General features: G+C 34.2%; 16 protein-coding genes. 9 read left to right on the forward strand and 7 right to left on the reverse strand.

Annotation, left to right across the window (positions count from 1 at the left end):
* Positions 1–281 precede the first annotated feature (281 nt).
* The 3 genes from AC1Z3S_RS19380 (at position 282) to AC1Z3S_RS19390 (ending at position 2,029) form a co-directional block, all read left to right on the forward strand.
* The gene (locus AC1Z3S_RS19380) at positions 282–542 is read left to right on the forward strand and encodes a heavy metal-binding domain-containing protein (protein ID WP_265460285.1); all 261 of its coding nucleotides are present in this window, start codon (positions 282–284) and stop codon (positions 540–542) included.
* A gap of 297 nt (positions 543–839) precedes the next feature.
* Positions 840–1,262, forward strand: coding sequence for a hypothetical protein (locus AC1Z3S_RS19385; RefSeq protein ID WP_461741743.1), 423 nt, complete (start codon positions 840–842; stop codon positions 1,260–1,262).
* Positions 1,263–1,735: 473 nt separating this feature from the next.
* Positions 1,736–2,029, forward strand: coding sequence for a BRCT domain-containing protein (locus AC1Z3S_RS19390; RefSeq protein WP_265460284.1), 294 nt, complete (start codon positions 1,736–1,738; stop codon positions 2,027–2,029).
* A gap of 28 nt (positions 2,030–2,057) precedes the next feature.
* On the opposite strand, the gene AC1Z3S_RS19395 is transcribed toward AC1Z3S_RS19390, so the two are convergent.
* From AC1Z3S_RS19395 to AC1Z3S_RS19405, 3 genes are all read right to left on the reverse strand, one after another.
* Entirely contained in the window at positions 2,058–3,038 is a 981-nt protein-coding gene (locus AC1Z3S_RS19395) for a replication initiator protein A (RefSeq protein ID WP_461741744.1), read from the reverse strand.
* 578 nt (positions 3,039–3,616) lie between these two features.
* The gene (locus AC1Z3S_RS19400; protein WP_461741745.1) at positions 3,617–4,192 is read right to left on the reverse strand and encodes a hypothetical protein; all 576 of its coding nucleotides are present in this window, start codon (positions 4,190–4,192) and stop codon (positions 3,617–3,619) included.
* 12 nt (positions 4,193–4,204) lie between these two features.
* Positions 4,205–5,050: a ParA family protein gene (locus tag AC1Z3S_RS19405; RefSeq protein WP_461741746.1), complete on the reverse strand. Its 846-nt coding sequence runs from the start codon at positions 5,048–5,050 to the stop codon at positions 4,205–4,207.
* Between the two features lie 220 nt (positions 5,051–5,270).
* Between AC1Z3S_RS19405 and AC1Z3S_RS19410 the strand changes: the two genes are divergently transcribed.
* The 6 genes from AC1Z3S_RS19410 (at position 5,271) to AC1Z3S_RS19435 (ending at position 7,860) form a co-directional block, all read left to right on the forward strand.
* Positions 5,271–5,543, forward strand: a complete 273-nt coding sequence (locus AC1Z3S_RS19410; protein WP_461741747.1) for a hypothetical protein — start codon at positions 5,271–5,273, stop codon at positions 5,541–5,543.
* A gap of 160 nt (positions 5,544–5,703) precedes the next feature.
* Positions 5,704–5,901: a hypothetical protein gene (locus tag AC1Z3S_RS19415; protein WP_461741748.1), complete on the forward strand. Its 198-nt coding sequence runs from the start codon at positions 5,704–5,706 to the stop codon at positions 5,899–5,901.
* Positions 5,902–6,149: 248 nt separating this feature from the next.
* Positions 6,150–6,602, forward strand: coding sequence for a GNAT family N-acetyltransferase (locus AC1Z3S_RS19420; RefSeq protein WP_461741749.1), 453 nt, complete (start codon positions 6,150–6,152; stop codon positions 6,600–6,602).
* 62 nt (positions 6,603–6,664) lie between these two features.
* Positions 6,665–7,027 (forward strand): putative periplasmic lipoprotein, encoded by a 363-nt coding sequence (locus AC1Z3S_RS19425; protein ID WP_461741750.1) that lies wholly within the window; start codon positions 6,665–6,667, stop codon positions 7,025–7,027.
* 328 nt (positions 7,028–7,355) lie between these two features.
* Positions 7,356–7,640: a hypothetical protein gene (locus AC1Z3S_RS19430; protein ID WP_461741751.1), complete on the forward strand. Its 285-nt coding sequence runs from the start codon at positions 7,356–7,358 to the stop codon at positions 7,638–7,640.
* A 1-nt stretch (position 7,641) separates the two neighbouring features.
* Positions 7,642–7,860 carry a hypothetical protein gene (locus AC1Z3S_RS19435; RefSeq protein ID WP_461741752.1) on the forward strand — a complete coding sequence of 73 codons (219 nt, stop codon included), beginning with the start codon at positions 7,642–7,644 and terminating at the stop codon, positions 7,858–7,860.
* 36 nt (positions 7,861–7,896) lie between these two features.
* Here the strand turns inward: AC1Z3S_RS19435 and AC1Z3S_RS19440 are convergent, their stop codons facing one another.
* From AC1Z3S_RS19440 to AC1Z3S_RS19455, 4 genes are all read right to left on the reverse strand, one after another.
* Positions 7,897–8,505 carry a hypothetical protein gene (locus AC1Z3S_RS19440; protein WP_461741753.1) on the reverse strand — a complete coding sequence of 203 codons (609 nt, stop codon included), beginning with the start codon at positions 8,503–8,505 and terminating at the stop codon, positions 7,897–7,899.
* A 17-nt stretch (positions 8,506–8,522) separates the two neighbouring features.
* Positions 8,523–9,560 (reverse strand): lysozyme family protein, encoded by a 1,038-nt coding sequence (locus AC1Z3S_RS19445; protein ID WP_461741754.1) that lies wholly within the window; start codon positions 9,558–9,560, stop codon positions 8,523–8,525.
* On the reverse strand, positions 9,560–11,812 hold the full coding sequence (locus tag AC1Z3S_RS19450; RefSeq protein ID WP_461741755.1) for a CD3337/EF1877 family mobilome membrane protein: 2,253 nt from the start codon (positions 11,810–11,812) through the stop codon (positions 9,560–9,562). The genes AC1Z3S_RS19445 and AC1Z3S_RS19450 overlap by 1 nt, the downstream gene beginning before the upstream one ends.
* A 12-nt stretch (positions 11,813–11,824) precedes the next feature.
* A partial coding sequence (locus AC1Z3S_RS19455) for an ATP-binding protein (protein WP_461741756.1) occupies positions 11,825–12,810 on the reverse strand: 986 nt, incomplete at its 5' end.

Below are 12,810 nucleotides of genomic sequence, written 5' to 3' on the forward strand. Positions count from 1 at the left end.
GTACCTTTTTTTGTATTAAAGGCACCTAAATACGAAAAACCTGTCGCGCTGTTTCCAGATAAGACAAAACAAATTTTTTTCATGCAATCGCTCCCTTTTATTTAGTTTATCATATTATTAAACAATGTACTTTACAAAAGGCGACAATAAACTGATGTACAAATAGATTACTCAATTTGTCCCTGTTAGAAAGATTGCAATTTACTTAACATAATTCTCCTTATACAAAGCGGAATTCTTTATTTGATATAATTAAGCTACCAAATTTTAAGGAGGCTTATATGATTACATCAACACTCACTACTTACCCAGGTAAAAAAATTGTGAAAGATTTAGGGATTGTATATGGATATGATGATAAACTCAGGGCTATACGAGGTATAACGGCTATTGCTGATTATTTAGAGCAAGCACTGAGTGATATCACTAAAAATGCTGAAAAATTAGGTGCTAATGCAGTGTTAGGAATTTCATTTTCCATGACAGATAGAGCTATCCCAGCTGTCATTGGAACTGCAGTATTTCTAGAAAATGAAATCTAATTGAATTTTTGGGATATAATTTGAACCAGAACAAGTGATACAACCAATTAAGTCGTTATTTAACAGTTAGTAGACATAATTTACATTAATAAAAAATCAAGTTAATGCCAGTTGTGCTAAAATTAACTTTTCAAACAATTAAAATAACCCCTCTATTATCAGGGTGTACTCTTCCTAATAAATGTAGGACATTTTCCCAAGTGAAATCAGACATAGTAAGATTTTAAAGGTCTTAGTGGTAGAATTCTGCCACTAAGTTTTTTAAATCCACAATTATCAAAATACTAAGGAGATATTATGAAAAAAAAATACATCACTATAATAATTCTTCCAATAGCCATCTTTGCTATTTATATAGCAGTTTTTTCTTTCAAAAATACACTGGATAAACAAGATTATTTTAAAATTCCAAATTCGGTCGATCAAGTAGTTATTACATCGGCTAATTATTCTCTGCCACCTGAATATGCTGAAGAAACAAGTAAGACTTATACATCAAAAAAAGATGTAAATAAATTTGTAGAAATATTTGATTCGTTAAGTTTAGGAGAAGTAGATAATAGTACCTTGGTTGGGGGAGAAACTATTAGTGTAGATTTTTATAAAACTGGCCAAAAAGTTAGGTCGTATACTTTCTATAATGATGATGTTCTAAAGAATAATAAAACTTATTCTGTTAAAGGAAGTACCATAAATAAATTATTAGATGAAATGAAATAATCTAGTTAACATGGAAATCAGATATAGTTTCTGTTATTTAACTCCTTAGTCGACATAATGCCCATTATCCCAAGTAGCCCCACTGCCAACCATTTCAGCCGATAAGTTTGTGAATCTAACTATTTCACAAACTATGTCTTTACAGAATCTAAGTTTTATCCCATTCCTCAATTCAAAAGATTGTGAAATTTTTATACACTCATATTCAACTAGTGTTATTTAAACGGAAGCAGATAGGGAATTATTTTGGAGGTGGTAATCAGTCAGAAAAGAAGATACTCAACCTATCTGCTTCTTACAAAAAGTATACCACTTGTTCCATCCAAAAAAACATATTGAATCATACGATTAGTTGAAAACTCATACACCTATGCTAAACTTAAGCTAACTTATAACCACAAAAAAATGACTTGATGGTCACATGCAAGTGATACTTCGTATACCATTTCTCACGTCACGATAGGAGTTTGTTTATGGATTTAATAAATCATTACATCGTTTTTACTGGTACCTTAACAAACTTCACCCGACAACAAGCGCATGCACTTGTCTATTCACTCAATGGAAAGCCACAAAATACCGTCACTACACAAACCACAATGTTAGTAATTGGAGTTCGCTCTGTTAACTTGTTAGAAACAGATACACCATCGAAAAAGATACAAAAAGCAGATATTCTGACTGCTAGCGGTCAGCACATTCAATACTTATCGGAATCTCAATTTTTAGAGCTTATCTTCGATATCTTTCTGTCAAAACAGCACTAACATCAAAAATACTTTTTTCAAAAACAGTCTAACTAAAACTACCTGCCTGTTGCGTGTTTTGGTGTAACACTACTTCTTGACGAATACACCCTACAAAAAACAGCGTCAACGTTTTAAACAAATAATTATCTGCATTTTGAATCGTATGATCTGTCCGTAATTTTTGAATTACTTTACGTACTTGCAAATCTAATTCCTCTTGCCAGTTCTCCGCAACCAACACTCTTTTTTCTTGTTGTTCAGCAGCTTTCTTAGCTCTCAACACAATCCCGACTGTTGAATAAGCTTGATCTAACGTTTTTGAAAATAGGCCTATAAATTTAAGGGTATTCTCAGCTAAAAATGTTTGATCATTAGTCAAATGAAATGTTGCTAGCAATTCCGCATCAAGGTCAGCATCTTTTTTAGTATCTGTATTTACTGTATCTGTATTTAAAGTATCTAAAGAAGTCTTAAATAGATTGTTTGCGATTTTCGCAATTTGGGACGAACCCACGTCAGCACTGGGATTCTCTTGAATTGCGATTTTCGCAATTTGAGAAGAAAAGTTATCAGGACAAGGATTTTCTTGAATTGCGATTTTCGCAATTTGAGAAACAGAAGACAAAGAATCCGTTTGAAAGACATCTGTTGCAGCTACTACTGGCTTACCTAAATATAAATAATTGGGTTGTCCTTCTTTTTGGCCATTCACAATTTTAGGCGGTTGTCGCTTTTGGAATAGTAAGCCGCACGCTTCCAACTCTTTCTTGATTTTGCTAACTTTACCTTCACGACAATTCAGCAAGTCCATTAGCTCAACAACCGTAAAAATGAAATAAATATTGTCGTCACCATCTACCCAATTATTTTGAATTGAATAATCAAAACGATCCTTCAAAAGCGTATAAGCAATTTTAGCATCATTGGACATTGAACGATACTTTTCACTCGTAAAAAATATTTGTGGTAACTGAAAATATTTCTCCCGATAAACTTCAGTTGATTTATAAAATTCAAATTTACTCATAAAGTTCCCTCTGATATGTTTGACATTAATTAAACCAGTTAACTGCTTAAATCTTTTGGTGAATACTATAAGTCTAAATACAATAATTTGATTAGTTAAATTCAAAATAGCACAGTAATAAAATATAAGCAATATCCATTTTTATTATGTACTACCTTAATTAGACGATTATGTACTACCTTAATTGCCGATTTTAATCAATTATGTACTACCTTAACAGCCTATTATGTACTACCTTAATTGCTAATTATGTACTACCTTAATTGCTAATTATGTACTACCTTAATTAACAAGGAATGAAACCAAAAACACCAAGCTATCAGCATTAATGATTCGGAAATGTCAGTTTTCAGTCAATTACGTACTACCTTAATAACCTATTATGTACTACCTTAATTGCTAGTTATGTACTACCTTAATTGCTAATTGCGTACTACCTCAATTGCCAATTATGTACTACTTTAATTAGCATTTTCAGCTAATTAAATACTACCTTAATTACTAGGAATTAATTAAAAATGATACTCATGTTTCACCAGCTGGCAGATCTCCCAAACTCGAAACTGAGTATCATTTTGTTATAGTCCCCAAGAATTTTTTATCGTAGAAAGTGTTTCTGCTTCAATTTGTTCAACAGACCGTATTTCATTTCCATTATCATCAAATTCTGGTATAGTAGGATGGCTTTGACGGAACAAAGCCAAATCCCTCTGAACATCAATGAATAACGCCTGCTTATCTTCTTTAGTCATAGACACGCGAATATAATCATCCAGAGCCTTTCGCAGAATTTCATCTCTACTACTTTCAGTCATGAACTTTTCACCCAATACTGTTGACATAGCATGTAATAAAGCAGAAACCTTAATAGGCTTCCCACCAGTTGTTGCGTAAACCCGATCAAAATTTTGAAGAGGTGCCCCAACTCCAGATTTTCGTTTTTTTGGAGATTTCTTCTTATCTATGGACGATTTTTTTGAATCGGGCTTACCAATAGCCAAATTAGTATTATCAACTATTTTAGTTTCACCAACATCAGACAAAGACTTTTCTTTAGGTATTTCAACAACTGCTGCCCGCTTCTTTTGTCTTTTATTAATCTTATCAATACCTTTATTGGAATTGAATATACTCAAATCTTTTAAATCCGCCATTCAGCAACCCCCTTAATACCAAGTTTCATGCTCATTTAATTCATTTAAAATTGAAATAAATAATTCATGTGTTTTCCTATCCCATTGCTTCAAATTCCCTTTAACAGTTTTCTCCATAGTAATTCCTGATCCATCATACCTTTTTAAACGAGCGTTTTTCAATACAACATTATCAAGCAAATGTTCACTATAGATTTTTTTCGCCTGTTCATACATTTCTTTATCCACAGCATCACCTGATTCCAGCATAAAAGGAATAACACCATCAACTTTTAGATCAGTATCAAATGTTTTTGTAAAAAAATCCATATATTCTATATACTGCATTGCATTTTTCATAGATTTTACTTGTGTCTGCAAAATAATAATCGCCCAATCAGCCATGTACATAGCTGACTTACTAAAAACGGAAATAGAAGGGGGCACATCTAAATAAATCACATCAAACAACTCATACAAAGGAGCAAGTTTTTCATCAATATATTTAAACTGATCTATACTCTCAGGAAATTCTGCTCTTACAAAATCATCGTATGCTTCAAAAGAAATATCAGCTGGTAGTATATACAGATTATTAACTACTTTATAAATGGCATCTGTTACTGGAACATCATCCATGAGAACTTCTGCAATAGTTTGGTCATATTCAATTGGTTCCCCAGCACCACCACCTTCATCTTCAGTAAAATTCATATGAGTTAAACTCATAACATCTGACGTGTTTCCTTGCATATCCAAATCGACAATCAGGGTTTTCAATCCTAAATGTACCGCAGATTCAAAACCTAACATTTGTGCAGCGGTGCTTTTACCTACACCACCTTTAAAATTTCCAATTACATATTTTTTTGCTGTCATTCATATCCACCTCTTTTTTTGTACTACCTTAATTCAATTATATCCTATTCCTCACATAAAGCAAACATTTTTTTATTTCGTACTACCTCAATAATTATTTTAAAATATTGTGTACTACCTTAATTATATATGTTAAAATAGAATTAACGAATCCCACACAAATAGGATTTATGAATAATATGGTTATGTACTACCTTATTTTAAAGGAGATTAATAAATTATGAAAGAAAAGAAAAATAATCAACGAACTTTTCGATATTCAGATACTACAAAAAAATATTTAGAAACATACGAAGGAAATGGTCTGAATGAAAAATTGGAAAATTTAGTAAAGCAATCTTTCATTGAAAAACCAAATTTAATGCAACAAATCGAAGAAAAGAAGAGAACGCTTAATAATTTAGAAAAAAAGGTACAAGCAAAGCAAGAACTCTTGTATACTCTAGATAATATCGAACGACAATTAAAAAATATTTTGATCACATTGAAATAAAAATAAAAAAACGGGACTCGTTTTTCGCCCAGGAAACCAGCTGAAGTAAAAGAAAATGAGTCCCGAATTTTAAAGACTATAATTTGGGACTCACTTAAATGCAAATTCCCTGGACGTCGATTAGAATTTTGAGTACCAAAAAAGAAAGGAGGTTAATATAATGAAATTAAATTATGTTGAGAAATATATTCAGGACAAACTATCTGATTTAAATAATATTTCCATAGAAGATTTTCCACTTTTTATGAATGGAAAGAAGGTTGGAGACGGTAGTGGCCAATTTCTAATATTATGTAGTGAACCAATAACAAGAAATTTAGTATTAATCGGGATAGAAGAAAACAAGGTATTCAAATGACTGGACTTTGCAATTTTTAACAAAGAAACTAATGAATGGTCTATCTATGATTATGATACTTACTGGAATAAAAAAGATAGACTTTAATAAACATAAACGAAAATGAAATAATCTATAAAAGGAAGGTTTCATAGATTAAAAAGAAGAAAAGGGCTTTAGTATGAAAACGAAAAGGATTGGATATATCCGAATATGTAGTAGCATAATAATATTAAGTTGCTCAATTTGTTTAAAGGAGTGTTGAGAATATGCGAGAAATTAAATTAAGTAAAATAGGTTTTGAAGAAGCAAAAAGTATTAGCAACCTTATTGATAGTCTTGGTGTGTATCATGATCAAATATCTAATTTGACTAACTTTTACCCGATACTATCTACTGAAGAAACATTACAAACTATTGAAGAGAGTATTTCTTCAGATTCTAGCTTTGTTATAGGAGCGTTCTCAGAAAAAGATATAGTTGGATTTATACAATATTCAATTGATAAACAGGTTGGTTCAATTGACCGTCTATATGTTGGTTCTGATGCTAGAGGCATAGGGGTGGGAAAAAAACTTATGGACGCAGCAATGGCCGAATTTGAAAAAGTTCATACTAAGCGTATTGATTTGAAAGTTGTAGTAGAAAATACATCTGCTCAGGCTTTCTATGAAAAATATGGTTTCTTTTCTCGTTTACTGGTTATGACTAAAATTTATTAGTCCTCTAACTCACGCCTTTAATGACAATCAAAAAATTTTAAATGAAAAAAAGGGGGAAGCTCATGAAAAAATATATTATACCATTTTTAGTCGGAATACTTTTACTCGTAGGTTGTTCATCAAATGAGCCATCTGAAAACGCACAGAAGGCTATTGATTCAATTACAGAAAGATATAAAGACGAATACAAAGGTGACATAAATGAAAATTTTAGTTTCAAAATTTATGAAGATTCTAAAACAAACTATATATTAGCCGAAGCTTATGTACCCGATAATGAAAATCCCAACAGCTACTTAGGTCACTATTTTTATGATATAGACAATAACGATCTCACATATTATGCAGCTGATTCAGATTATGATAAAAAAATGGATAGTGGTGATTATTCAATTATCTATACTTCAGGAAAATTTGCTGAATAGAAAAAGACCTGGACAATTTTTGTCTAGGTCTTTTTAATTCTTCCAGATCATTTAACCCATAAAAACCTTTTGCCAATCATTTTTTGGTTTTGCGCTACATTTTTATCATTTCAAGTTTGCTCTAACTGCGAAAGCCTTCCAAAGTTTCACTTCGTGTTTAAAAGGTTTCTCGTAAGATCAAACCAAAATCGACAAGGACAAGCGTTGTGCTTCCAGCATCCTTGTCTATTTTTAATTGAATGATAAAAGCTACGCAACAAAACGCAAAAAATTCAGCCTTTCGACTTCGTATACAGCGAAATCCAAAAAGGCAAAAGGAGAAAAAACTATGAACATAAAAAACTTAACTGCACAACACCTTTTTTGTAACTCAACAAACGGGACTTGGGACAGAGATAGGTACGACTTTGAAGTACGTTCTCCAATGGCAACCAAAGAATACATCATCGTCATTGACTTTTTAAATCAAGAAATCACAGGCACTCAATTAGCGTATGGTTCAAGTTACCTATTAGAAATTGAAGATTATCTCCCATTCTTAGAATACCTCACACAACATCAAAAACAATTAAGAGATTTTAGTCAATTGCTTGATAGGAAAGGGGGCTATTAGAATGAACTTCGACCATCTATTAAACAAGCTATACTCTTTAGCTAAAGAAACTAGCAATCCAACAACAAAAACCCAATTACTAAACTTAACGACTGACATCAAGAAAAATGGACTTCCTGATAATCAAAGTTTAAATCAATTTTTTTCAACCCTAACAAGCATTACACCCCCAATACCAGAAAATAGTTTAGCAGCCATTTATCACCTATCTAACAACTAAAAAAAAGACCTAGACAAAAATCTAGGTCTTTTATGCTTATTCTGTCACTTTTGCAACTAAATCAAAGGTAAGGGCACTTGCTTTCCAATCAGATTCTTCTAAAGTATAGGTGACAGACATGATAATTCTATTTTCGTCTCCATGATTCGACATCAAAATAAAATTAACTGCCTGAAATTCAATATCAGAAACTTGTCTATAATACGCAACTTTATCTCCAACCTCTGATTCAGTGGAATCGACTTCATCTGCTGATAAAGTATTGTAGTCCTCAAATAATTCAGGTGCCATATAAGATTGCAGCAACTCTAAACGATTCTCATTAGTGCCATAAAACGTGTTTACCAACGCTTCATTTAGCAGCCTAACTTGATCTTCATTCACCACATTCAACCGCTCCTCGTTTACATCAGAGCCTTCCTCACTATCATTTGTTTCCTCAGCTACTTCTGAAGGTTCACTACTGCTTGTTGTAGTGATTTCTTTAGAAGAACTATTCGGAACTGTAATAATAGAAGCAGCAGACTGCTGACTTTCTAAAGTCGCTACCTCTTGCCTTAAATCATCATTTTGGAAGGTAAGATACACAATCGTTCCTCCGAACAATAAAAACAGACCAGCCATTACTAGCCAACTTTTTTTCATATTTTCTCCTTTCTATTCTACGGCATCGGTAACACAGTCGCAGGGTCAACAAAATTACCGTATAAACTTAACCGAACCTCAAAATGTAAATGAGGGCCTGTTGATTGCCCCGTAGAGCCTACATAGCCAATTACCTGCCCTTGCTTCACCTTATCCCCAACACGAACAGCCATGCTGCTTTGGTGAGCATACAACGTATACAGCGCATCATCATGTTGAATAATCACACAATTTCCATATCCACTAACAGGCACACCATCAGCTTGCGCAATTACAACTTCTCCATCCGCAACAGCGTAAATTTTGTCACCAGTTGGTTGTGCAAAATCTAGTCCATTATGATTAGAATACACACCTGTAACAGGATTTACACGAGGGCCGAACCCACTTGAAACAATAGGATTCTGTACAGGTAAAATAAAACCATACTCACCAGAACCAACTTGATTATTTTCGGTACCAAGATATTGTTTCACCATTTGAGCGTAAAACATATTTCCATAGTTATACCGCCATGAATAGCCTAAACTTGTAGAAATCGCATTTATATAAGTTACTCGCTGACCACCAGACTGTTGCTTAGAAAAAGCTATCGCATTTTCAAATGAATACACATCATCACAAAAAGATAAATAACCATAACCATAGTTATAACCTTGAATAACATTCAAAGGGTCAACATTTTCACCACTTTTCAGCCCACTAGCAAAATAAGCAACACCAATTTCAATAGATTCGTTCGGGTCTTGAATAGTATTTGGCGGCCAGCCTTTAGATTCGCTACATTGCATAATATCAGGCGTTTTTTCTGCATTCCCGCCAGATTCCACCATAATCAAGGCTAGAATATAAGGGACGGCATCAGGAATCTCGTTTTTCTGACATTCAGTAGTTACTTTATCTTTCCAACGTAAGACTTCTTCAGGTAAGTTAACATTTCCTACACTACCAACATCAGCTACTTCCTTCTCACTTAACCCACCACCAAAAATCATAAGAAATCCCATAAACACAACGCCAATAAATAATAAAAATCCTAATGCCATTTTTTTCATTAGGAGTTCCTCATTTCATTCAGTTTTTCATTGAAGTCTGCTTGATCTTCAATACTTGGCCGCTTTGGTCTGTCAAACGGAACGATTTTAGGTGGTGTATGTGAATGATCTTCATTGAAACCATAAGATAATTCTGTACTCGTAGAGAAATTATCTCCATAATCAACTTGATTCTCAGACAGACCAGCAACATAGGAATTACCTTGCATTGAACCATCTACGCTATCTAATAAATCATTATTTCTAGAACCATCATGGCCAGTCATTGTATCTAAACCAGTTCCAGATAATTCATCAGCTACTCTGTCCAAACTGTTTTCTGTACTATCTAATGAAAATTCATTCTGATTCCCATCTAATAAAGAAACATCCGCAGCATCCATTTCCGTAACCATCGGTGCTTGTGATCCTAATGAATTATCGGCATCAAGTACAGGTTCCAATGTACTCGCTGCAACCTCTAAATCTTCTCCATCGACTTCAATAGTTGGTTCCATTTCAGGGAAATCAGGTGAAAGCGAATCTGATTCATCAGAATCAACATCAAGATCGACAACTGGCTCTATTTCAGAATTATCAGTCACCAAATCATCTGAATCCACTTCAACAATAGGTTCAACAACAGGAATAGCATCCTCCGCATCTTCAGCTAGATTTTCCTGTTTATCCAATGTATCAGAGATATCCTCCAATAAATCAACTTGCTTATCTGAATCTGTTTCAGGTGATAGGATAGGCAACTGACCTTGATTATCGGAAATACTATCATAAGTCGGTATATCAGGAACCCGATTTCGAGAATTGTTGTTTTCTTCTTTTTCGTCCTCGTCGTCTCTATCATCAGTAGCAGCGTCACTAGGGTGCTTAACAGCATAGCTTTCTTTCGCCTTATCTTTCGCAAGGCTAGCAATCCCACCTAACCCATTACTAGCAAGCGGAACACCTAATGCAGCCAAACCAGCAACATCTATTCCTAGTTTAGCAGCTGAACTCACTTTATCTTTAACTGGTTGAATAATTTGTTTTCCTACGGCACCGCTGGTAGTCGCTATTACACCACCTGTAATCATAGACAAAATGGTATCTTTTTTCTTCCACAAAATCACAATTACAACACAAATAGTCATGACTTGTAAGATATAGCTACCGACACCATCCGTCACAATGACAGCCCGCACTAGTTTAATCACACTCGTCAATAGCAGCAAACTTAGCCCTAACAATATACGAATACCAAATATTCCGAGTAAGGAACCAAGTACCTTCCAAATCGCACGATTAAAACGTGGAATTAAACTCATGAACAAAGCTAGTCCAATAAACGCACTTATTAGCAAGGCCAACACCTCAACAAAGAAATTCATAAATTGGACAACTAACAGTGGAATCCCAATTGCCAGTGTCATTACTGGTGATAGACCCGCAACCACGACTTTCCAACCAACTTTAGAACTTTGGAGATATTCATTATTTTCTGATGCATCATCCAAATTTTCTTTTACATTGGCATAACTTCCTTCACTACTTTCACCAGAAAACAGTAATTCATAGGCTTTATCAGGTTCCTCACTAGTATTAATTTTTGATACATCCGCAGTCCCATAATTCATCAGCAAATACGGTTCCTGGATCGACAACTCAAACAACGTATTATTCATAGCCGTTACAGCTTCATCTTTGCTGCCACCGCCAGTATTCGACCCTGCATTGAGTAAACTCGCTTGGACTTCCGTTGAAATATTATTAAACCATGCAACATACTCTGAACCTTTTGCATTCCAACCAAAAGCCAAAATCATGACCACTGCAAAAGACCCCGCTTGCTTCCATGCACGTTGGGAACTTTTGAAAATAAATAAATACAAGCAATAAAGCACCATAATCACGATTAAAGTTAAACCAAAATTCGCATACAAAGTATCATACAATGCTTTAGAATAGCCGTTAAACGTGCTAATATAAGAATTTAACACACTACTTTTTCCGAATAAATCCATACCTAAACGCAATGTCGTGAAAATAACCTTATTAAAGTCAAAAAAGATATTTGCACCATTATTTAGCCAAGTTGACGCATCCAAACTCCGCATAAAATTCCAGCCATCTTCTGTCATGTACGATTGATAACTGTCCAAATTGTATTCAGAAGAAATATCCGCCACATTACCGGCCGCAAAAGCAGGTGTCCCTAATCCAAAGAAGCCTACCAGCAACACTAAAAAAATACTTATCACGAAAACTTTCTTTTTCAAATGACCCTCCCCTTACGCATATTTTTCTTCAGCAGCACTTGAAGCTGTCCGCTCAACTGTTTTCATTGCCAAATCCCATTCTTCAAACAAATTATGGACACTTAGTTTAGCCACACGGCCATAAATATCTCTAAATAAGCACTGTCCCTTCCACATTTTAGACAACATAAACTGATTTTTTTCAGTATTCTCAATTCCTACATGAGATAAAATTTCTGATCGTTCATCCTTCCAGTCAAAAGCAAATATTGTCCCGAAAGAACTGGTTCCTTTATCATCACGAGTATCTTTTACTGATTGAGTAGAATACACCAAAATATTACAAAACGATCGACCGACCCGCTGCATTGATTTTAAAATCTGTTTGCCACCTCTGGCTTTTTCAAAAATCCACGCTTCATCAAAAATTTCCATTGTATATTCTTGTTTGTTGGCATTTCCAAATTTCTCACAAAATTTACCCAACGGAAGCATGAGACAAACAGATTTTTTATTGGCATCCGTATAGTCACTCATTGTCGTTTCTTGATCTGGTAAATCCAGACCCGCAACTTCTAAAACAGTCACACGCTGATTCAAATTTAAACCGTCTGTTTTACCATCAGAGAAGCCTAAACGCAACGCGCTATTATTTATCTTCGACCACAACAAATCGCCAGCACGCTTAATTTTGACATCATCAGACCCTTGCAATTCACGAATAACAGTCAAAAATCCTACTTGTCCGCCTAATTCCCGCTGTTCAATCACTCGATCTAATGAACGGTTCAATGCTGTTTCTACTTCTTCTTTATCCTTCAGGTCATAAATGGAGCTAATCATAGCTTGTGCGGTATCTTTCGCATCCACATCTTTCAAAAAAACAATCGGGTCTAAAACACCATGATTCTTCGGATTTTTAGCATCCAGCGTCACATAATGAAATGACCGTAAATGCTTTAAAAAACTAGGATAATGTTGCTGCATATACGGATCGTTCACCGTTCGTTGAAATTGTT

It is taken from the genome of Enterococcus sp. LJL90 (assembly GCF_056924355.1).

Excerpts from the sequence above, each read along its gene's own strand:
- AC1Z3S_RS19380 (WP_265460285.1), top strand. The coding sequence starts at position 282 with ATGATTACATCAACACTCACTACTTACCCAGGTAAAAAAATTGTGAAA.
- AC1Z3S_RS19385 (WP_461741743.1), top strand. The coding sequence starts at position 840 with ATGAAAAAAAAATACATCACTATAATAATTCTTCCAATAGCCATCTTT.
- AC1Z3S_RS19390 (WP_265460284.1), top strand. The coding sequence starts at position 1,736 with ATGGATTTAATAAATCATTACATCGTTTTTACTGGTACCTTAACAAAC.
- AC1Z3S_RS19395 (WP_461741744.1), bottom strand. The coding sequence starts at position 3,038 with ATGAGTAAATTTGAATTTTATAAATCAACTGAAGTTTATCGGGAGAAA.
- AC1Z3S_RS19400 (WP_461741745.1), bottom strand. The coding sequence starts at position 4,192 with ATGGCGGATTTAAAAGATTTGAGTATATTCAATTCCAATAAAGGTATT.
- AC1Z3S_RS19405 (WP_461741746.1), bottom strand. The coding sequence starts at position 5,050 with ATGACAGCAAAAAAATATGTAATTGGAAATTTTAAAGGTGGTGTAGGT.
- AC1Z3S_RS19410 (WP_461741747.1), top strand. The coding sequence starts at position 5,271 with ATGAAAGAAAAGAAAAATAATCAACGAACTTTTCGATATTCAGATACT.
- AC1Z3S_RS19415 (WP_461741748.1), top strand. The coding sequence starts at position 5,704 with ATGAAATTAAATTATGTTGAGAAATATATTCAGGACAAACTATCTGAT.
- AC1Z3S_RS19420 (WP_461741749.1), top strand. The coding sequence starts at position 6,150 with ATGCGAGAAATTAAATTAAGTAAAATAGGTTTTGAAGAAGCAAAAAGT.
- AC1Z3S_RS19425 (WP_461741750.1), top strand. The coding sequence starts at position 6,665 with ATGAAAAAATATATTATACCATTTTTAGTCGGAATACTTTTACTCGTA.
- AC1Z3S_RS19430 (WP_461741751.1), top strand. The coding sequence starts at position 7,356 with ATGAACATAAAAAACTTAACTGCACAACACCTTTTTTGTAACTCAACA.
- AC1Z3S_RS19435 (WP_461741752.1), top strand. The coding sequence starts at position 7,642 with ATGAACTTCGACCATCTATTAAACAAGCTATACTCTTTAGCTAAAGAA.
- AC1Z3S_RS19440 (WP_461741753.1), bottom strand. The coding sequence starts at position 8,505 with ATGAAAAAAAGTTGGCTAGTAATGGCTGGTCTGTTTTTATTGTTCGGA.
- AC1Z3S_RS19445 (WP_461741754.1), bottom strand. The coding sequence starts at position 9,560 with ATGAAAAAAATGGCATTAGGATTTTTATTATTTATTGGCGTTGTGTTT.